At 56.0% G+C, this 19,661-nt stretch carries 14 protein-coding genes and 4 pseudogenes; 7 read left to right on the forward strand and 11 right to left on the reverse strand.

The window, feature by feature from the left end:
• Positions 1 to 22: 22 nt before the first annotated feature.
• From ntrB to JCM2850_RS13105, 6 genes and pseudogenes are all read right to left on the reverse strand, one after another.
• A pseudogene (ntrB, locus tag JCM2850_RS19290) lies at positions 23 to 909 on the reverse strand (nitrate ABC transporter permease).
• Between the two features lie 53 nt (positions 910 to 962).
• A pseudogene (locus JCM2850_RS19295) lies at positions 963 to 2,236 on the reverse strand (CmpA/NrtA family ABC transporter substrate-binding protein).
• A 433-nt stretch (positions 2,237 to 2,669) separates the two neighbouring features.
• Positions 2,670 to 3,926 (reverse strand): nitrate regulatory protein, encoded by a 1,257-nt coding sequence (locus JCM2850_RS13095; protein ID WP_025872404.1) that lies wholly within the window; start codon positions 3,924 to 3,926, stop codon positions 2,670 to 2,672.
• A gap of 203 nt (positions 3,927 to 4,129) precedes the next feature.
• The gene (locus JCM2850_RS24320; RefSeq protein ID WP_439645870.1) at positions 4,130 to 5,233 is read right to left on the reverse strand and encodes an ATP-binding cassette domain-containing protein; all 1,104 of its coding nucleotides are present in this window, start codon (positions 5,231 to 5,233) and stop codon (positions 4,130 to 4,132) included.
• A 2-nt stretch (positions 5,234 to 5,235) separates the two neighbouring features.
• Positions 5,236 to 5,925 (reverse strand): ABC transporter transmembrane domain-containing protein, encoded by a 690-nt coding sequence (locus tag JCM2850_RS24325; protein WP_439645871.1) that lies wholly within the window; start codon positions 5,923 to 5,925, stop codon positions 5,236 to 5,238.
• Positions 5,926 to 6,122: 197 nt separating this feature from the next.
• Complete coding sequence (locus tag JCM2850_RS13105; protein ID WP_025872406.1) at positions 6,123 to 6,428, reverse strand: hypothetical protein; 306 nt, start codon at positions 6,426 to 6,428, stop codon at positions 6,123 to 6,125.
• A 119-nt stretch (positions 6,429 to 6,547) separates the two neighbouring features.
• Here JCM2850_RS13105 and JCM2850_RS22975 point away from each other — a divergent pair, with 119 nt between their 5' ends.
• From JCM2850_RS22975 to JCM2850_RS13115, 3 genes and pseudogenes are all read left to right on the forward strand, one after another.
• Positions 6,548 to 7,372, forward strand: coding sequence for a carbon starvation CstA family protein (locus JCM2850_RS22975; protein WP_267879291.1), 825 nt, complete (start codon positions 6,548 to 6,550; stop codon positions 7,370 to 7,372).
• Positions 7,311 to 8,590 (forward strand): annotated as a pseudogene (locus JCM2850_RS24330) (carbon starvation CstA family protein). The gene JCM2850_RS22975 and the pseudogene JCM2850_RS24330 overlap by 62 nt, the downstream one beginning before the upstream one ends.
• Before the next feature lie 14 nt (positions 8,591 to 8,604).
• Complete coding sequence (locus JCM2850_RS13115; protein WP_025872408.1) at positions 8,605 to 8,808, forward strand: CstA-like transporter-associated (seleno)protein; 204 nt, start codon at positions 8,605 to 8,607, stop codon at positions 8,806 to 8,808.
• 24 nt (positions 8,809 to 8,832) lie between these two features.
• Here the strand turns inward: JCM2850_RS13115 and JCM2850_RS13120 are convergent, their stop codons facing one another.
• The 4 genes from JCM2850_RS13120 to lgt all read right to left on the reverse strand — a co-directional run bounded on the left by JCM2850_RS13120 (position 8,833) and on the right by lgt (position 13,997).
• Positions 8,833 to 10,296, reverse strand: a complete 1,464-nt coding sequence (locus JCM2850_RS13120; protein ID WP_305079990.1) for an aminotransferase-like domain-containing protein — start codon at positions 10,294 to 10,296, stop codon at positions 8,833 to 8,835.
• Positions 10,297 to 10,391: 95 nt separating this feature from the next.
• Positions 10,392 to 10,691 carry a helix-turn-helix domain-containing protein gene (locus JCM2850_RS13125; RefSeq protein WP_025872412.1) on the reverse strand — a complete coding sequence of 100 codons (300 nt, stop codon included), beginning with the start codon at positions 10,689 to 10,691 and terminating at the stop codon, positions 10,392 to 10,394.
• Positions 10,681 to 13,005, reverse strand: a complete 2,325-nt coding sequence (locus JCM2850_RS13130; RefSeq protein ID WP_025872414.1) for an FdhF/YdeP family oxidoreductase — start codon at positions 13,003 to 13,005, stop codon at positions 10,681 to 10,683. The genes JCM2850_RS13125 and JCM2850_RS13130 overlap by 11 nt, the downstream gene beginning before the upstream one ends.
• Before the next feature lie 194 nt (positions 13,006 to 13,199).
• Complete coding sequence (gene lgt, locus JCM2850_RS13135) at positions 13,200 to 13,997, reverse strand: prolipoprotein diacylglyceryl transferase (RefSeq protein ID WP_025872416.1); 798 nt, start codon at positions 13,995 to 13,997, stop codon at positions 13,200 to 13,202.
• 72 nt (positions 13,998 to 14,069) lie between these two features.
• Here lgt and ilvD point away from each other — a divergent pair, with 72 nt between their 5' ends.
• The 4 genes and pseudogenes from ilvD to JCM2850_RS13155 all read left to right on the forward strand — a co-directional run bounded on the left by ilvD (position 14,070) and on the right by JCM2850_RS13155 (position 17,563).
• Complete coding sequence (ilvD, locus tag JCM2850_RS13140; protein WP_025872418.1) at positions 14,070 to 15,920, forward strand: dihydroxy-acid dehydratase; 1,851 nt, start codon at positions 14,070 to 14,072, stop codon at positions 15,918 to 15,920.
• Positions 15,921 to 16,110: 190 nt separating this feature from the next.
• Positions 16,111 to 16,880, forward strand: a pseudogene (locus tag JCM2850_RS19310) (D-hexose-6-phosphate mutarotase).
• A gap of 101 nt (positions 16,881 to 16,981) precedes the next feature.
• Complete coding sequence (locus tag JCM2850_RS13150) at positions 16,982 to 17,308, forward strand: c-type cytochrome (protein ID WP_025872420.1); 327 nt, start codon at positions 16,982 to 16,984, stop codon at positions 17,306 to 17,308.
• 12 nt (positions 17,309 to 17,320) lie between these two features.
• Positions 17,321 to 17,563: a DUF2442 domain-containing protein gene (locus tag JCM2850_RS13155; RefSeq protein WP_025872422.1), complete on the forward strand. Its 243-nt coding sequence runs from the start codon at positions 17,321 to 17,323 to the stop codon at positions 17,561 to 17,563.
• A gap of 89 nt (positions 17,564 to 17,652) precedes the next feature.
• Here JCM2850_RS13155 and JCM2850_RS13160 read toward each other — a convergent pair whose 3' ends face one another.
• Positions 17,653 to 19,530: a sigma-54-dependent Fis family transcriptional regulator gene (locus JCM2850_RS13160; protein ID WP_025872424.1), complete on the reverse strand. Its 1,878-nt coding sequence runs from the start codon at positions 19,528 to 19,530 to the stop codon at positions 17,653 to 17,655.
• Between the last annotated feature and the right edge of the window lie 131 nt (positions 19,531 to 19,661).

Below are 19,661 nucleotides of genomic sequence, written 5' to 3' on the forward strand. Positions count from 1 at the left end.
CATTCCTTATGTTCTGAGGTGACTATTCATAACTGAAGCGGTTTGCCAGAGAAGTGAGCATAAGCTCCAGCAGCAGGCCGACGATGCCAACCACGAAGATGGCGATGATGATGTGCTCTACGTTGAGGTTGTTCCATTCATCCCACACCCAGAAGCCTATGCCTACGCCGCCAGTCAGCATTTCAGCCGCCACAATCACCAGCCAGGCCACGCCTATGGACAGGCGCACGCCTGTCATCATGTAGGGCAGCACAAAGGGGAAGAGAATGCGGGTGACGATCTTCCACTCCGAGAGATTGAGTACCTTGGCCACATTCATATAGTCCTGAGGAACCTTGCTGACACCGACGGCGGTGTTGATAATCATGGGCCAGATGGCGAGATGAAGATCACCCAGATGGCGGCCGGGTTGGCGGCCTTGAACACCAGCAGACCTATAGGCAGCCAGGCCAGTGGCGACACCGGGCGCAGAATGCCGATGATGGGCGCTGCCATGCGCGACATAAACTGAAAGCGGCCGATGATAAAGCCCAGCGGAATGCCTATCAGCGCTGCCAAACCAAAGCCCAGGCCCACGCGCTCTAGCGAGGCGAGGATATTCCAGCCTATGCCTAGGTCATTGGGGCTGTTGCGGTAGAACGGGTCGCTGAATAGCTCAGTGGCGGCATGCCAGGTACTGAGCGGGCCGGGCAGGCTGGCGTTCTGGTGCGAAATCAGCGTCCAGATTGCCAGCATGAATAACAGCCCAGCTACAGGTGGCAACAGCCATTGCAGAAAGGCGCGCACACGCAGGGCAAATGGCGTGCTGGGCAAGCGTGATGGCGTGGGGCTGGTGGCCTTGCTTTGAGTCTGGCTTTGCGACTCGGCCATTGCCCCTGAGCTATCCTTGGTGATGCTGGCGGTGGTCATCGTGGTGCTCCCTTATAGTTAGATATAAATGCTGCTGCCTAGTGAGTGATATTTCAGGTCTTGATCTTGAAACCGTTGGCATAAGCTTGGGGTCTTTGCCATCCCATACCACGCCATCAATCAGCTTGCTGCTGCGCATGGGGTCTGTGGGTACAGCGACCCCCAGTGATTTGGCAGCCTCGGTATAGATATCGATGCGGTTGACCTTTTTGGCCACAGCTAGGTAATCAGGGTCGGTCTTGAGCAGGCCCCAGCGCTTGTGCTGGGTGAGGAACCACATGCCGTCTGAGAGGTAAGGGAAGGTCACCTTGCCGTCATTGAAAAACTTCATGAAGTTGGGGTCTTCCCACTTCTTGCCTATGCCGTTGTCGTAATGACCCAGGAAGCGGCCTTCAATCACTTCTTCCGGTGCATTGACGTAAGCCTTGCCAGCAATCAACTTGGCAACCGCAGGGCGGTTGGCGGTGGCGTCTATATAACGGCAGGCCTCGAGTATGGCCTTGGTCATGGCTAGCGCCGTATTCGGATATTTGCTGACAAATTCAGCAGTCGTGCCCAGCACTTTTTCCGGGTGGTCTACCCAGATATCCTGCGTGGTGGCCACGGTGTAGCCAACCTTGTCGTAAATCGCACGTGCATTCCAGGGCTCACCCACGCAATAGCCATCCATATTGCCTATGCGCATATTGGCCACCATTTGCGGCGGCGGCACGACGATGGTTTTGACGTCCTTGAGCGGGTGTATGCCGTAGCTTGCCAGCCAGTAGTACAGCCACATGGCGTGGGTGCCAGTGGGGAAAGTCTGGGCAAAGGTGAAATCGCGGTTTTCGTTATCCAGCAGGCGCTTCAGGGTAGCGCCGCTGGTGACGCCCTTGTCCTTGAGCTGGTTGGCCAGTGTGATGCCCTGACCGTTGTTGTTGAGCGTCAGCAGAATATTCATATCCTTCTGCTGGCCGCCTATGCCCATCTGCACGCCGTAAACCATGCCGTAAAGCATATGCGCGGCATGCAGCTCGCCATTCACCACCTTGTCGCGCACCCCGGCCCAGGAGGCTTCCTTGGAAGGCACTATCTTGATGCCGTATTTCTTGTCAAAACCCATCTGCGCCGCCACAACGATAGGCGCACAGTCAGTCAATGGAATAAAGCCTATCTTCACTTCGGGCAGCTCGGGCGCATCACTGCCTGCCGCCGAGGTTTGCGTTTGCATGGCGCCGGGCAAGATATTCAGCATGGCGGCAGCCCCCAGGGTGCTGGCCATGGCCTGGCGGAAAAACTGTCGCCGACTCTGGTCGGTGGTGAGTTCCGGGCTTGCCGTGCTGACCATCGCTTCTGATGGTGTGGTGTCGGTTTTATTCATCGTGGCTCCTGCAGTCAGTGATTGAAGTTCAAAGCGCCAAAACAAAAAGGCGTCCTGATGACAGACGTTTTGTCTGTCATCAGGACGCCTTTGTCCTTGGTCTCTAGCCCTATGTTGTTTTAAAGCGGAAAAATCCAGCTTTAAGTTGCTTCAAGCATCTGGTGGTATGCCAGATGCTTGAATACTGCTGATGCTGTGCAAATCATGTTACCCGCCGTTGGATAACAGGACTTAACAAGGTATTAGCAAAGGCTGTGCCAAGCAGGGTTTTAGCGATTAATGCTATGTTTTTAATGGATATTTTTGGTTAAACTTGCAGATCGGTGATTGTGTGATGCCATGGCGCATTGCACTACCCGTGTGCGATTGCACCATTAATTTGCCGGAATGGTGCCTGCTGTTACTTGGCGAGAATGTTGTCTGCTACATCAATAATCTTGCGATTTTGTTCCATGGCGGTACTGCGCATGATCTTATAGGCCTCCACTTCGCTGATGCCCAGCTTGCTCATGAGTTGACCCTTGGCACGCTCTATCTGCTTGCGCTCGGTGAGGGCTTTTTTGGTCTCGGATAACTCGTTTTCAATTTCGGCAATCTGTTGCGACTGTTGCTGCAATAAAGAAACGATAGATTCCATGGGGTAGGGATGCAGCGGATCGTGCGCCTGGAAGGTATAGGCGTTTTCCACTGGAATGGAGAGGTTGAAGAAGGCATTGTCCATGGTTGGCGAGGGTGCAGGTTGCTGGCGCAACTGCTGTAGATATTGTCGCGTGCGCTCCAGATCGGCCTTGGCATCACTGACCAGGGTTTCCAGCGTGTCGTGCATATCCTTGATCAACTGGCATTGAATCTGCCAGATATCTGCCAGACGTTGGCTGCACAGCTCAAACCAGGGCTTGCCATCCTGCGCCTGTAGCGCTTGACCATCCTTGGCCTGGGTGAGCTTGTGCCTGAACTGCTGATGCTTGTGGGCATGTGGACTCGCCATGGCGCTTGCCCAGGCTTGTCGCATGGGGTCGCCGCCAAACTGGCAGAACGATTCAAAGTGCCTGTCCTGCAAGGCGACCAGTTCCAGCAGTTTGTGCTGATGTTCCTGCTGCGCCGTGCCCGAGCCAAATAAATAAGACCCCACCGCACGCTCCTGCCCGGCAAACTCCTTGCCTTGCACCAGGTTATAGAGTGCGAGCATATAAGTGGATATGCGGCTATTCACGGCATTGTCGGTAATGTCGAAAATCAGCGAGATCAGGCTGCCGATAAAACGATTGTAGGACTGTATACAGTCATGGAAAGAAATACGCTGCAAAGTGATCTGGTGGCGTAGCGAAGTGAGCTGGTCAAAGCCGAGCAGCGTCCAGGCCAGCAGGGTGAGTTGCTTGGCAGGCACTTGCGCATGATCGGCTAGGTGACGTTGCAGGGCTGCGCGGAATTGCACTTCCAGGTTTTGGTTCTCGGCAATGATGTCACCACGTTCATTGCCAAAGCGCTGGCCGGAAGAGGCCAGAAACAGGCAGCTGGCACCACGCTCTGCCTGCAATTGATGAATTACCAGGCTGATGGTTTCGATCAGGCCTGTGCAGGTTGATAAACCTTCCAGCTCTTCGATATGGCGTTGCTTGGCCAGGAGTATGGTGTGGTCAGGCGTTAATTCATTCATGATGTGGGTTGGGTAGCAAAAACCATGCGCAGGATGAGGTCAAGGGCTAGAGGATACCGCATTAGCCTAGCCATGCATGATTGATATGATTTTCATCAATGACATGGGGTGGATGATCTGAGGCTGCGATTTTTACAAGCAAGCCAATATTCAGTGCGTGGCCGCTAGCGCAAGTAGGTTTTTGCACCAAGTTGGGTCATTTTTCAGCGCCTGATGTCAGATTGTGGTGCATGGTGGTGGTCTGCCCCCAGGCCGTGCAGGCCAAACTGCTGGCTGGCTAGGCGGCTATATAGCCCACCCTTGCGGCTCAGCTCTGCAGGCGTGCCGTGCTCAACAATACGGCCCTGATCCAGCACTAAGATACGGTCTGCATTCTGTACTGTTGCCAAGCGGTGAGCGATCACCAGCGTGGTGCGTCCCTGCATGGCGGCTTCCAGCCCGCGTTGCACCAGGGTCTCAGCTTCTGTATCCAGTGCGCTGGTGGCTTCATCCAGCAGCAGTATGGGCGCGTTTTTGAGCATGGCACGCGCAATGGCAATGCGCTGGCGCTCGCCGCCAGACAAGCGTGTACCGCGCTCACCGAGGAAGGTCTGGTAGCCTTCAGGCAAACGCTCAATAAACGGCGCTACCAGCGCGGCACGGGCGGCGGCAATCACCTCTGCATCGCTGGCATCTGGCCGACCATAACGTATATTTTCCAGCGCATTGGCAGAGAAAATCACGGGCTCCTGCGGCACGATAGCCATCATGCCGCGCAACTCCGCCAGACTTAGCGCACGGATATCCACACCATTGATCTTGAGGCTACCGGAGGTGATGTCATAAAAGCGCAGCAAGAGCTGGAACATGGTGCTTTTGCCCGCGCCTGAAGGGCCAACCAGGGCCACAGTTTCACCGGGCAGTATCTCAATGCTAAGTTGATCAATCGCTGTTCTGCCTGGGTTGGCAGGATAGTGAAAGCTTACATTTTCAAACTGTATGCTGGCCTGTTCAGCTTGGGGGATATGGCTGGGCTGGGCCGGGTCTTCAATCTGTGCTTCGGCTTGCAATAGCTCCAGCAAACGTCCGGCCGCCCCGGCAGCGCGCATGATATCGCCCCAGACTTCTGCCATGGTGCTGACACTGCTGGCTACCAGGCCTGCATAAAGAATAAAGGAGGCAAACTCGCCACTGCTCAAGCTACCCTGGCTGACCTGACGTGCGCCTACCCACAGCACAAAAACAATGGCGCTGCTGATGCCCGCAATCACCACCGCCGCCATCAGCGCACGTATGCGTATGCGTGCGACCGCAGTTTTAAAACTCACTTCTATGCGCTGCTTGAAGCGCGCGGCCTCATTGCTTCCTGCGTATAGGATTGCACGGTAGGCATGGCGTTGAGAATTTCCCCAGCCATGGCCGAGCTATCGGCAATGCGATCCTGAGATTCACGCGACAGGCGCTTGACCTTGCGGCCTATGATCATGACAGGCAGTGTCACCAGCAGCATCAGGCCGAGGTTGAGCGCAAACAGGCTCCAGCTGGTCACCGCCAGCATCACCATGCCGCCTATAAACTGGATCAGGCTGCGCAGCCCCATGGAGGCGGAACTGCCTACCACGGTCTGTATTAGCGTGGTGTCTCCGGTCAGTCTGGACAGCACTTCTCCGGTTTTCAGCGTCTCGAAAAATTGCGGCGATTGCTGAATCACGCGCTGATAGACCTGGCTGCGCAGATCAGCCGTGACGCGATCTCCCACCCAGGAGACGGTGTAATAACGTGCAGCCACAGTGAAGGCCCAGAACAGCGCCAGCACAATCAGCCAGAGAAAATGCTGGTTGAGCTGCTCGCCCGCGCTGCCCATGCCCTCATCAATCAAATCCCTGAACGCCAGAGGCACCAGCAGCAGTGCGGTGGAGGCAAGCAGCAGCAAGCCCAGCGCCAACGCAATGCGCCAGCGATAGGTATGTAACAGTGGGGTCAGGGTGCTGAGTAAACGGGCTGGGCGAGATGAGGGCATAGCCAGTATGTAAGGCGATTTTGCTCAGTCTGGCAAGTCTAAATTGGCTGACAGATAGCAGGAAGACTGCACTGCCGAGCTTGCAGGCGCTGCTTGATAATGGCCAGCATTGCCCTTCTCAGGACTAGGTAAAATTGGGCTAGTGTCAGGCCAAGCCAGGCTCGCTACCGCGAGCCCTGGTCAATCTAAATTGTGCCTTAACGGCCTTTGCCGCTGATGGAGCCGCGGTTGAAGTCTTTATCACCCGGCGGAATGCAACGGCCTATGCCAAGTACGCCACCCTGGGTGCCATGCGGGCAGCCCTGGTTTTCTGGGTATTGCTTGGCAATCTTGTCTGCCTCGGCTTTTTTCACTTTATCCACATACTCCCATTTGCCATTCGGGTGCAGCAGAATCTTCTCGCCACTGGCGGTGGTGGTTTCTATGGGCTTGGCACTTTCATCGGCCCAGGCGGGCAGGGTGAAGATCAGGGCAGCCAGCAGGCTGATGTAGCGCAGTTTCATGCTTATCTCACTAGAGTTATAGGTTGGATGCAATGTCTAGCAATATCCGTTCCGGCCGAGTTTGGTTTTATACTGGCGGACATTCGAAAACACATGTTAAACCCAAAATGAATAAAACCTTGAAATATGTCGCCTGGCTGGCAGTCGCGGTCATAGGGGCCGCCGCAGTAGGCGGCATTGCCCTGCACCGGGGTGAAAGCATCAATGCGCTGTGGTTTGTGGCGGCTGCCGTCTGTGTGTTTGCGCTGGCTTACCGTTTTTATGCCGCCTGGATAGCCGCGCGCGTCTTGATGGTGGACGCCACACGTGCTACCCCGGCCGAGCGCCTGGATAATGGCCGCGATTATGTGCCCACCAATAAGTGGGTGGTATTCGGCCATCATTTTGCCGCGATTGCCGGGCCTGGCCCCTTGGTTGGCCCTACGCTGGCAGCACAGTTTGGCTATTTGCCCGGCACTTTGTGGATATTGGTGGGCGCGGTGCTCGGTGGCGCAGTGCAGGATATGGTGACGCTATTTCTCTCCACGCGGCGCAATGGCCGCAGCCTGGGGCAGATTGCACGTGAGGAGCTGGGGCCTATAGGCGGTTTTGCCGCGCTGATAGGCACATTCACCATCATGATCATTCTGATTGCGGTGCTGGGGCTGGTGGTGGTCAATGCCATGAAACACAGCCCCTGGGCTACTTCCACCGTGGCAGCCACCATCCCGATTGCCATGATAGTGGGTCTTTATATGCGCTTGTTCCGCCCCGGCCGGGTGCTGGAAGCCTCGGTGCTGGGGGTGGCGCTATTGCTGTTGTCAGTGTTTGGTGGCGGATGGATAGATCATCACCCATGCTGCGCGGGCTGTTTGATCATGAAGCCTGTATCTGGCCTGGTGGGTGATTGCCTATGGTTTTGCGGCGGCCATTTTGCCAGTCTGGCTGTTGCTGGCACCGCGTGATTATCTTTCTACCTTTATGAAACTGGGCACCATCTTCCTGCTGGCGATTGCCATTGTGCTGTTGCAGCCTGAGGTGAAGATGCCTGCATTGACCCAGTTTATTGATGGCACTGGCCCCATCTTTGGGGGCACGCTATTCCCGTTTGTCTTTATCACCATTGCCTGCGGTGCCGTGTCTGGCTTCCACGCCTGATAGCATCGGGAACCACGCCCAAGCTGCTTTCCAGCGAATCCGATATCCGCATGATAGGGTACGGTGCGATGTTGCTGGAGTCCTTTGTGGCCATCATGGCGATGATAGCGGCCACCGTGTTGGACCCTGGCGTGTTCTTTGCCATTAACAGCCCGGCCGGGCTGGTGGGCAAGGAAGCCGCAGATGCGGTGGCAACGATATCTGCCTGGGGCTTCCCGGTGACGGTAGAACAAATGCAGGTGCTGGCACGCGATATGGGTGAAGCCACGCTGTTTGCGCGCACAGGTGGCGCGCCCTCGCTGGCGGTGGGCATGGCCAGCATCTTTGGCAGTGCCTTTGGCAATCAGTTGCTCGCCTTGTGGTATCACTTCGCCATCATGTTCGAGGCTATCTTTATCCTTACCACACTAGATGCAGGGACCCGGGTTGCACGCTTTATGCTGCAAGACATGCTGGGTAATTTTGCGCCCAAGCTGGGCCAGACCTCCTGGTATCCCTCGGTGCTGCTCACCAGTGCCACCGTGGTCGCAGGTTGGGGTTATTTCCTTTATATAGGCGTGATAGACCCCAATGGCGGCGTCAATATTCTCTGGCCGCTGTTTGGCATTTCCAACCAGATGCTGGCGGCGATTGCCTTATCGGTGGGCACTGGGGTGCTGATCAAGACTGGTCGATTGAAGTTTGCCTGGGTGACGGCCTTGCCTTTGTCCTGGCTGGTGCTGGTGACCACAGCCGCCGCCTGGGAAAAAATCACCAGCAGCGATGTACGCGTAGGTTTCCTCGCCGCTGCCAATGATATGTCGGCCAAGCTGGCAGCAGGCGTGCTGCCACCTGAAAAAGCCGCAGTAGCGCCGCAACTGATCTTCAATCAGCAACTCGATGCCGCTTTGACCCTGTTCTTTGTCAGCGTGCTCTGGATTGTGATTCTGGATATGTTGCGCGTGAGTTATCGCAGCCTGAGTGGCAAGCCCGTGCGTCCCTTGATGGAAGCGCCCTATGTCAAAACCAAGCTAGACGCTGCATGAGCAGGCTTAAATCCATGCTGCTGCGTTTGAGGGGGCGTATTGCCAGCGCCTGGCGCTTGTTGCGCCAGATGTCTGGGGATGATGCTTATGAGCGTTATCTGCGCTTGTATGCCGCCAATCAGCAGCAACATCAGCATGCCTCCCCGCCGCTCAGCCGGGAGGACTTCTGCAAGGCCTGGCAGGAAGACAAGTGGAACGGCGTCAAACGTTGCTGCTAGCTGCTATATAGCGTTTTTTCTGATCTAGCTTGCGCTGTCTGCTGTGGCCAGCATGCTGCAGGCCAGCGCACCTACATCGCGCACTGCCTGCTCTATGGCCACCGTCCACAGGTGGCTGAAATTGAGACGGATATAGTGGGTGAGGTCTTTCTTGCGCGAGAAAATGCTGCCCGGAGCCACGGTAATGCCGTTATCCAGCGCAGCGCGGTACAGCTTCAAGGTATCCAGCGCTGCGGGTAGCTGAATCCAGATCACATAACCACCCTTGGGCACGGAGAGCGTGGTGCCTGGCGGAAAACTTTCTTCAATCACATTACGTATCAGCACATATTGCGAGCGCAGTGTGTGGCGCAACTGCTTGAGGTGCTGCTCAAAACCATCGCGCTGCATATATTTGGCTATGGCTATCTGCGGGGCCGAAGGTAGCGACAGACTATTGAGAAACATCAGGCGCTCCACCTCCTGGCGGTAACGCCCAGCCGCGGTCCAGCCTACGCGGTAACCCGGTGCCAGCGATTTCGAGAATGAGGCGCAGTGCAGCACCAGCCCCTCGCGGTCAAAGGCCTTGGCCGGGCGCGGCGCTTGTTCGGAAAAATACAGCTCTTGATAGACATCATCTTCAATCAGCGGAATCTGCAAGCTGGCCAAAAGCGTCACCAAATCCTGCTTTTTAGCATCCGGCATCACAAAACCCAGCGGGTTTTGGAAATTGGTGGTCAAAATCACGGCAGCAATGCGGGTTTTGCTGGCGGCCTGCTGCAAGGCGATCAGGTCTATACCTGCATCAGGGTCGGTAGGCAGTTCTGCCACTTGCATGCCCAGGCGCTCCACCGTGTGGGCCAGTGCGTAATAGCCAGGCGCTTCTATGGCGATGGTATCGCCCGCCTTGGCCACCGCTTGCAGGCATAAAGTGATGGCCTCGGTAGCACCGTGGGTGATGACTATATCCTCGGGCGAGATATCCATGCCACTGGCCAGATAGCGCCGCGCAATCTGCTGGCGCAGCAATGCATTGCCGGGCGGCAGGTCTGAGAGCACGCCCCATTCGCCCTCATCATCGGTGAGGGCTTTTTCATATTGGTGGATTTTTTTCAGCGGAAACAGCTGCGGGTCAGGGAAGGGCGAACCCAGTGGCACCGTGCCGAATTCCCGTATGGATTTGAGGGTGGTAAGGACTAACTTGCTGGCATCAACATCGGCCAGATTAATATCCTGGGCCAGCGGCGAACCGCGCTTTTGCAGGCGCTTGCGTGGCGTGACGTAATAGCCCGATTGCGGATGGCTGCTGATCACGCCCTCTTGTTCCAGCAGCAGATACGCACGTAAGACGGTGCTGATGCTGAGGCTGTATTTCTGGCTTGCCTGGCGCACGGAAAAAATCTTGTCGCCTGGCCGCAATACGCCTTCATCTATCATCGCGCGTATGCGGGCAGCAAACGAGACGTAAAGCTTCATGGTCGCCGGAGGTGAGGTTTTGATGACACGCATTGTACTCCAGCGTGCATAGAGTACGGTTAATGGCGCTTGCTAGGCTTAGGAGTTTTCCAGCGGGGTTGCCTTATGCGCTTTGCAGCGAGTTTAAATTACGCGCTTTGCAGCGCTTGGGACAGCTCAGTGCCTGCAGGCGTAAGCCTAGCCACCAATCTGTCCTTTTCGTCGCTCACTTCAACCAGCGCCTGCTCGCCCAGCGCCGTCATCAGGCGCTGTAGCGTGCTCATGCGCAGGCCCAAACGCTTGCAGATGGCGGCCAGTGGCATGCGCGCACGGCCGCTATCATGCTCGGCATGCAGCAATTCAATAATCCCCAGCATCAGCACCGCGCTTTGATCCAGCTCTTGCGTGACCAGTGCTTCATCTTGCTGGGCATTATGTTCATGCAGCATGCGATACCTCTTTGGCGCCTACCTTCTCGATAATCACCGGGATGGATTTGGAGGTAGGGGTGTGGGAGAAATCAGCAACGCTATCCAGCGGCACCAGATTATTGGTCTCGGGATAGTAACCGCCCAGGCAACCGCTAGGGATATCGTAAGAAACCACCAAGAAGTTATCAGCGCGGCGGGTCACACCATCGGCCCAGACGCTGACCAGATTGACCCAATCGCCTGCCTTGAGGCCTTTACGCTTGATATCCTCAGGGTTCATGAACACCACGCGGCGCTGGCCGAACACACCACGGTATCTGTCATCCAGACCGTAGATAGTGGTGTTGTACTGGTCGTGTGAGCGGGTGGTCATCAGCACAAACATATCGTCGCCATATTGCTGGCGTGCCTGATGGATAGGCGAATCCTGCGGAATAGGCAGCACAGTGAATTCAGCCTTGCCAGAAGCAGTCATCCAGACGCGGTCGCTGGAAGGCACAGGCATGCGGAAGCCACCGGGTTTCTTGATGCGCTCGTTGTAGTTCTTGAACATGGCGGGCATGGTCTGCTCAATCACGTCGCGAATCTTGCTGTAATCCTTGACGTATTCCAGCCAGGGAGTCTTGCTGTGTTTCAGCGTGGCATGGGCCATGCGCGCCACAATGTCCGGCTCGGAAAGGATGTGGGGAGAGGCTGGTTTGTTCATACCGTAAGAGATATGCACCATGCTCATTGAATCTTCAACGGTCACGCCTTGCGGGCCGCTTTCCTGGGTGTCTATCTCGGTACGGCCCAGGCAAGGCAGTATCAGGGCTTCCTTACCGTGTACCAAATGGCTGCGGTTGAGCTTGGTGGTGACATGCGCGGTCAGGTCGCAATTGCGCAGGCCATCCCAGGTACGGTCGGTGTCTGGCGTGGCAATGGCAAAGTTGCCGCCCAGGCCAAAGAAGAACTTGGCCTTTTTATCTATCATGGCCTGAATGGCGGCCACGGCGTCATAGCCTGGCTCCTTGGGCACCTTGATATTGAATACTTGCTCCAGGCTTTCTAGGAACTTGAGCGGCATTTTTTCGTAAATGCCCACCGTGCGGTTGCCCTGCACATTGCTATGGCCGCGCACTGGGCACAGGCCTGCGCCTTCCTTGCCGATATTGCCGCGCAGCAGCATGAGGTTTACCAGGGTCTTGATGGTGGCAACGCCATGCTTGTGCTGGGTGATGCCCATGCCCCAGGTAGAAATCACGCGTTGGCCGGAAACATAAATGCGCGAGATTTGTTCAATCTGCTCCAGCGGCACGCCGGATTCTTCCAGAATGATGTCCCAGCTTTCCTGACGCGCATCGGCGGCAATTGCTTCAAAGCCATTGGTGTGTTCGTTGATAAAGGCCAGGTCAACCACGCGCTCGGTGCCATTGCGCACGGCTTCGTCATCCCACTGGATCACAAACTTGATCATGCCCTTGATCAGGGCCAGGTCACCGCCCAGCTTGGGTTGCAAGAACAGTTCACTGATCTTGCTGCCCTTGAACGACAGCATGTCAAACGGGCTTTGCGGATCGGCAAAGCGTTCCAGGCCGCGTTCTTTTAATGGGTTAATCGCCACAATGCGCGCGCCGCGCTTGGCGGCTTCACGTAGCTCACCCAGCATGCGTGGGTGATTGGTGGCCGGGTTCTGACCAAAAATCAGCAGGGTGTCAGCGTGTTCAAAGTCATGCAGCGTCACCGAGCCCTTGCCTATGCCCACGGTAGGCGGCAAGGCCATGCTGGTGGACTCATGGCAGAGGTTGGAACAATCAGGGAAGTTATTGGTGCCAAATTCGCGCACAAACAACTGGTACAAGAAAGCAGCCTCATTGCTGGCGCGGCCCGAGGTGTAGAAAATCGCCTCGTTGGGGTCTGCCAGGGCATTGAGGTGCTCGGCAATCACGGCAAAAGCCTGATCCCAGGAGACTTCCTCGTATTTATCGGTGCTGGCGTTGTAGCGCATGGGGTGGGTCAAGCGGCCTTCACCTTCCAGGGCAAAGTCGCTCCACTCCATAAGCTCGGTCACGGTGTGCTTGGCAAAGAAGGCGGGCGGCACGCGCTTGGCGGTGGCTTCAGCGGCGACAGCCTTAACGCCGTTCTCGCAGAACTCAAAAGTGGAAGTGTGTTCCTTGTCGGGCCAGGCGCAACCTGGGCAGTCAAAGCCATCCGGCTGGTTTTGCGAGAGCAGAGTGACGATGCCCTTGACCGGAATCTTCTGCAAAGCGAGTTGGGCGGCCACCTGCTTGATGGCACCCCAGCCTGCGGCAGGGTGGTGATAGGGCTTGATTGAACCTTGTTGTTCCGACATGCGCTGAATGATCCTGAAAAAAAGGGTGTAATGCACACCATGACGATTGGACCATCATAAGCGCGCAAAATGCGCAAAACCAGATACAGAACAGGGGATATTTTTAGAGTACAGTTTGCTAGCTGATCCGCAGCTATGCCCCGTATTTACTACAAGGTAGCTGCTGATCAGTGGCAGAAAAAAGCAGGGATTAATTAAGCATTTGTCTTTGTTTCAGCGCGGCGTGAGCTGACGATAAACAGCCAGATGCCCGCAATTACCATGGGCAGGCTCAGCCATTGGCCCATGCTCAGGCCCAGGGACAGCAGGCCGAGGAAGTCATCAGGCTGGCGCGTGAACTCCACCAAAAAGCGGAAACTGCCATAACCAATCAGGAACAGCGCTGAAACTGTACCCCTGGCGCGTGGCTTGCTGGAATACCACCATAGCAGCACAAACAACACCACGCCTTCTAGCAAAAACTCATATAGCTGCGAGGGGTGACGTGCCACATTATCTATTTGTGGAAACACCATGGCCCAGGGCACATCGCTGGGGCGGCCCCAGAGTTCACCGTTGATGAAATTGCCCATGCGGCCAGCACCCAGGCCCAGCGGCACCAAGGGGGCAACAAAATCCATAATGCCAAAGAAAGTCAGGCCACGGCTGCGCGCAAATAGCAGCATGGCCACTAACACACCTAAAAAGCCACCGTGGAAGGACATGCCGCCCTGCCAGAGAAAAAGAATTTCCAGCGGGTGCGCCAGATAATATTCCGCCTGATAAAACAGCGCATAACCCAGCCTGCCACCGAGGATAACCCCCAGCGCGCCGTAGAACAGCGCATCGTCCAGCATCTTGTGGCTCCAGCCCTGCCAGGGCTGGTGGGCAATACGCCAACGGCCCAGCCAGAGGAAACCAAGAAAGCCTGTCAGGTACATCAGGCCATACCAGTGGATGCCAAAACTGCCGAGGTGAATGGCGACTGGATCAAATTGTGGGTGCACAAGCATTGGACGACTCTATTGGGATGGTTCTAGGATTGGAGTAAAATCCAATAATTATACGTTTAGTTTAGGGTTTTTATGCCGCAATATCGCTCCAGAACATCCACTCACGGCCGCAACATGGCAGGCGCACGCGCCTTGTGGCGGGCCACGGGGATGAAGGATGACGACTTCCAGAAGCCTATCATCGCCATTGCCAACTCCTTTACCCAATTCGTGCCCGGACACGTCCACCTCAAGGACCTGGGCCAATTGGTTGCGCGTGAGATTGAGCGTGCGGGCGGTGTAGCCAAGGAATTCAACACCATTGCCGTGGATGACGGTATCGCCATGGGTCACTCCGGCATGCTCTACAGCCTGCCCAGCCGTGACCTGATTGCCGACAGTGTGGAATACATGGTCAATGCCCACTGTGCCGATGCGCTGGTGTGTATCTCCAATTGCGACAAAATTACCCCAGGCATGCTGATGGCGGCCTTGCGCCTCAACATCCCGGTTGTGTTTGTTTCTGGCGGCCCTATGGAAGCGGGCAAGGTCAACTGGCAAGGCACCTTCCACAAGCTGGATCTGGTGGATGCCATGGTGGCTGGCGCCAGCAGCGAAGTGTCTGATGAAGAGTCAGAGGCGATTGAACGCTCGGCTTGCCCCACCTGCGGCTCCTGCTCTGGCATGTTCACCGCCAACTCCATGAACTGCCTGACCGAAGCGCTGGGCCTCAGCCTGCCAGGCAATGGCTCTACCCTTGCCACACATGGCGCACGCAAGGAATTGTTCCTCAAGGCGGGCCGTTTGATTGTGGAAATCACCAAGCGTTATTACGAAGGTGATGATGAATCCGTATTGCCACGTAACGTTGCCAACCTGCATGCGTTTGAAAACGCCATGAGCCTGGATGTGGCCATGGGCGGCTCAACCAATACCGTGCTGCACCTCTTGGCAGCCGCGCATGAGGCAGGTGTTGATTTCACCATGGCCGATATAGACCGTATCTCGCGTGGTGTGCCTTGCGTGTGCAAGGTAGCGCCTGCCACGGCCAAATATCATATGGAAGACGTACACCGTGCGGGTGGCGTCATGGGCATCCTGAGTGAGTTGAGCCGCGCTGGCCTGATACACCGTGACAGCCCTACCGTGCACAGCCCAACCTTGGGCGAGGCGCTAGATAAGTGGGATATCACCACCACCACCGACGAAGACGTGAAAAAGTTCTACCGTGCAGCCCCAGGCGGCATTGCCACCACCATCGCCTTCAGCCAGTCCATGCTCTGGCCCGAGCTGGATACCGATAGACAAGAAGGCTGCATACGCGATAAAGAACACGCGTATTCACAAGATGGCGGCCTGGCCGTGCTTTACGGCAACATCGCGCTGGATGGCTGCATCGTCAAAACCGCAGGTGTGGATGACAGCATCCTCAAATTCACTGGGCGTGCACGCATCTTTGAAAGCCAGGACGCTGCGGTTGAAGGCATCCTGGGCGATAAAATCGTCGCAGGCGATATAGTTGTGATTCGCTATGAAGGCCCACGTGGCGGCCCAGGCATGCAGGAAATGCTTTATCCCACCACCTACCTCAAGTCCAAGGGCCTGGGTAAGGCTTGCGCCCTGCTCACCGATGGCCGCTTCTCTGGGGGTACATCCGGCCTCAGCATAGGCCATGCTTCACCCGAAGCAGCAGAAGGCGGTGCCATAGGCCTGGTAGAAGAAAACGACATCATAGAAATCGATATTCCGAACCGAACCATACACCTTGCGGTCACTGATGGAGTATTGGCACACAGGCGTGCCGCCATGGAAGCGCGTGGCAAGGCAGCCTGGAAGCCACAAAGCCGCGAGCGCCATGTTTCACCCGCCTTGCGCGCCTATGCTGCCATGAGCACCTCGGCAGCCAAGGGTGCGGTGCGCGATGTCAGTCAGATAGAAAAATAATAAAAACTCTGCCGCGTTGATATTCATCCATCAAAATTAATAAGAGCTTATGCAATCTGTACACGAGTTGAATTCCCGATATGGGGTGGGGCACAAAATTCACTTTTCCTCTGACCAGAATGGTCTGGTCACGCTGGAAATTGAAAATCCGCATGCCAGTGCCAAAGTGGCGTTGCAAGGTGGTCATGTAATGCAGTGGAACCCGCGGCATGCCGAAGTTCCAGTGCTGTGGTTATCAGATCAGGCCAGATTTGTTGCCGGGCGTTCCATCCGTGGTGGCGTGCCCGTATGCTGGCCCTGGTTTGGCCCGCACCCTACGGATGAAACCCTGTGTCCACACGGTTTTGCGCGTGTGGTGCCCTGGGAAGTGGTCGATGCCACCCCCATGCCGGACAACACCACCAGCCTGGTGTTGCGCCTGGTGGAAAGCAAACAGGTAGAAAAACAGTGGCCTTATGACTGCGAGCTAAGCCTCACCATCAACATAGGCCCAGTGCTGAAAATGTCCCTAACCACCACCAACAAGGGCGATGAGCCGTTTGTGATTGGTGAAGCCCTGCATACCTACTTCCAGGTCAGTGATATTGAAGTAGTGAAAATACACGGCCTGGACCATAGCGAATATGAAGACAAGGTGGAGGATTATGCCTGCACCACCAGACAGGTGAGATCACCTTCTCGCAAGAAGTGGATAGGGTATACCTCAACACCGAGTCTACCTGCGTGCTGGAAGACCCAGGCCTGCGCCGCAAAATCATCATAGAGAAAAGCGGCAGCCAATCCACCGTGGTGTGGACTCCCTGGGAGCGCAAGGCCGCAGAAATCGGCGATCTGGGCAGTCATTACGGCTGGCGTCAGATGGTGTGTGTAGAGTCTTCCAATGTCAGAAGCAATGTAGTCACCGTGGCACCAGGCAGCTCACACACCCTGAGCGTGCAGTACAGTACCGAAAGCCTGTAGTTTTGCTAGTCGGTCAACCCGGTGCCGGGTTGGCTCGTTACAAACAGAATCTGCTGGCATGAGAAATACCGTCATGCTGTGAAACTCGTCAAGGAAAGCGAATGAAAACATTAGCGCATGTCATCATGGGCGCTTTCGCATTACTGCTGACCAGCCAGGCTTACGCGGTGGATGCCAAGGCTGCCGAAAGCCTGGCGCAAAGAAACGGCTGCCTGGCTTGCCATACGGTCAATGAAAAAGTCGTCGGCCCTGCCCTTAAAGATGTAGCTGCCAAATATCGCGGTGAAAAAGGCGCAGAAGTCAAACTCATAGGCCGTGTCAAAAGCGGCTCCAATGGTGTCTGGGGGCCAGTGCCCATGTGGCCCAACAGCCCACAGGTCAAGGATGAAGATATCCGCGTAATTGTGCAGTGGATATTGACCTTATAGGCTGGCGCAGAAGTGAGTACTTCAGCCATCAAGTTGGATGCTCACGTAGTAGACGTCAGTTTTGGCAATGAAGCCCTGCATCTAGTGCTTGCTGATGGCCGGGAGATTTCTGCACCATTAGAGTGGTTTCCTAGGCTGAGAGATGCGAATGACGCGCAGCGTCGCAACTGGCGCTTGATAGGTAAGGGCGTAGGTATACACTGGCCTGAAATTGATGAAGATATTGCGGTGAATACCTTGATGCGGCATAGCTAAGATTTCCAAGCCAAATGATCATCTAGTAAAAAAGCCAGGCAGTTTGCCTGGCTTTTTTTACGTCTGTGGTTTGATTCAGATCAGAGCACTCAACCCAAACCCAAGGCCTTCAACTTCCGATAAAAGCGATTACGGCTCATGCCCAGTTCACGCGCGGCGGCGGAGATGTTGCCGTTGTGCTGTTGCAGTGCCAGCCTTACGGCTTCGTTGGTGATATCGGTGATGGAGCCTGCTGCCAAGGCAGTCATCGCAGTTTGTTCTGCCGCTGCAGCACCCAGCTCCTCCATAAAGCCTGGAGGCAGGTGTTTGCGTTGCAAGGGCTGGCCTGCGGCCAGAGCCAGCATGGTTTTCAGCACATTATGTAGTTGGCGGATATTGCCAGGCCAGGGGTGGCGCTGAAACAGCGCCAGCAAATCATCATTGAGCGTGGTGTTGGTGGCTTGTTCAGCGGTAAGCAGGCTTTGCACCAGCGCGGGCAAATCTTGACGGCTGCGCAGCGGTGGCAGCGTCAGGCTCAAGCCGTTCAGGCGGTAATACAAATCGCGGCGGAAAGTCCCGGCGGCCACTTTATCTTGCAGCGGCTGGTTGGTGGCGCTAATCAGGGCAAACTCCAGCTTTTTGGCCTTGCTGCCCCCCAGTGGGGTAATGCTGCGCTCTTGTAGCACACGCAATAGCCGGGCTTGCAGCAACAGGGGCATATCGCCAATTTCATCCAAGAAGAGCGTGCCGCCGTTGGCTTGCTCTATCTTGCCCTGGCTGCCTTTTTGCCTGGCTCCGGTAAACGCGCCTTCTTCATAGCCAAACAACTCTGCTTCTATCAGCCCTTCCGGCAGGGCGGCGCAGTTCACCGCAATCATGGGGCCATCGGCACGGCTGCTGCTGTTGTGTATGGCGCTGGTAAGCAATTCCTTGCCCACTCCGGTTTCACCCTGAATCAGAATCGGGATGTCCTGATCCATCACCAGCCTGGCTTGCTCCAGCACTTCGGCAATATGGCGGTCTGCGCTGGCCAGGTCTTCCAGCGTAATGCCGCGGCGCACTACAGGCCGCAGCGCGCTGGCTTTGCTGGCGGCAGTGATGGTTAGCCTGGCTTTAATGACGTGGCCCAGGCTGGTGCTGAGGTTGAGCACGGCTGGCTCAGCCTGCAAGGGCAGGGGCTGGCCAAATAATTGTTGGTAATCTTGCGGCAGCGTGTTGCAGCCCAGTTGCTGCAAACCATTATGGTTGATGGCCACCACGCGGCCGTCACGCTCAAACACGGCCACGCCTGCCCACTCGGTATCTATGAATTCAGCGCGTTCATGAAACTTCAGTGTCACCGGGCCTTGGTAACTGGCGCGGAACACGCGGTTTTCTATCAATTGCGCGGCCATTTTCACCAGCGCCAGCGTGTGTTGCTGGTGGGCAGAGAAGGCATTGGTGACATTCAGCGTGCCCAGCAGCTCGTAATTGGCACCAAAGATAGGGACGGCATAGCAACTAAATGTGTGCAGTTGCTCAACAAAGTGTTCTGCGCCCTGCACCGCCACCGCCTGGCGTTCTATGATCGCCGTCCCAATTGCATTGGTGCCGCGTTCTTGCTCGCGCCAGGAATAGCCCGGGCTTAATAGCTCAGCCGGGGCTAGGCCCATCAATTGATGCTCGCCGCGCGTGTGCAAAATCACGCCCTCGGCATCAGTGAGCGCAATCATGCTGTAAGAGTGCGCGATTTGCTCATAAAGCGAGGAAATTTCTGCCTTGGCCTGGGTCAGCAGCAAGTGGTTCTGGCTGCGTTTTTGCGCAAGTGCGGTGCTGTCCAGGGTTTCGGTGCTGAGTGGCTGGCAGGCTGGCACGCCGTTTTCACGGCTGCGCAACCAGGATTGGGCAATGGTGGCGTTGACAACCCCTCCTTGCATCTCGCCTTCAGCGAGAAATTGCTGCCGCGCGTGCTCAATCGCGCGCGGAGGTGTGGTCAATCTGTGAGTCATGATACGGAAGCTAACGAAATGAAACGAGTTGTACCCGAATGTAGCACTTGTGCTATTTCGATACAACCTGTTTGACCGTAGGGTTGCTGTGCAAAGACAGGCTTCCCCATCTGTAAGGCATTCTTTCCTTT

It is taken from the genome of Methylobacillus glycogenes JCM 2850 (assembly GCF_000617925.1).
In the GTDB taxonomy this organism is placed as follows: domain Bacteria; phylum Pseudomonadota; class Gammaproteobacteria; order Burkholderiales; family Methylophilaceae; genus Methylobacillus; species Methylobacillus glycogenes.

Coding starts and splice junctions, on each gene's coding strand:
- JCM2850_RS13095 (WP_025872404.1), bottom strand. CDS start 3,926: ATGAATGAATTAACGCCTGACCACACCATACTCCTGGCCAAGCAACGC.
- JCM2850_RS24325 (WP_439645871.1), bottom strand. CDS start 5,925: ATGCCCTCATCTCGCCCAGCCCGTTTACTCAGCACCCTGACCCCACTG.
- JCM2850_RS13105 (WP_025872406.1), bottom strand. CDS start 6,428: ATGAAACTGCGCTACATCAGCCTGCTGGCTGCCCTGATCTTCACCCTG.
- JCM2850_RS13115 (WP_025872408.1), top strand. CDS start 8,605: ATGCTGCTGCGTTTGAGGGGGCGTATTGCCAGCGCCTGGCGCTTGTTG.
- JCM2850_RS13120 (WP_305079990.1), bottom strand. CDS start 10,296: ATGCGTGTCATCAAAACCTCACCTCCGGCGACCATGAAGCTTTACGTC.
- JCM2850_RS13125 (WP_025872412.1), bottom strand. CDS start 10,691: ATGCTGCATGAACATAATGCCCAGCAAGATGAAGCACTGGTCACGCAA.
- JCM2850_RS13130 (WP_025872414.1), bottom strand. CDS start 13,005: ATGTCGGAACAACAAGGTTCAATCAAGCCCTATCACCACCCTGCCGCA.
- lgt (WP_025872416.1), bottom strand. CDS start 13,997: ATGCTTGTGCACCCACAATTTGATCCAGTCGCCATTCACCTCGGCAGT.
- ilvD (WP_025872418.1), top strand. CDS start 14,070: ATGCCGCAATATCGCTCCAGAACATCCACTCACGGCCGCAACATGGCA.
- JCM2850_RS13150 (WP_025872420.1), top strand. CDS start 16,982: ATGAAAACATTAGCGCATGTCATCATGGGCGCTTTCGCATTACTGCTG.
- JCM2850_RS13160 (WP_025872424.1), bottom strand. CDS start 19,530: ATGACTCACAGATTGACCACACCTCCGCGCGCGATTGAGCACGCGCGG.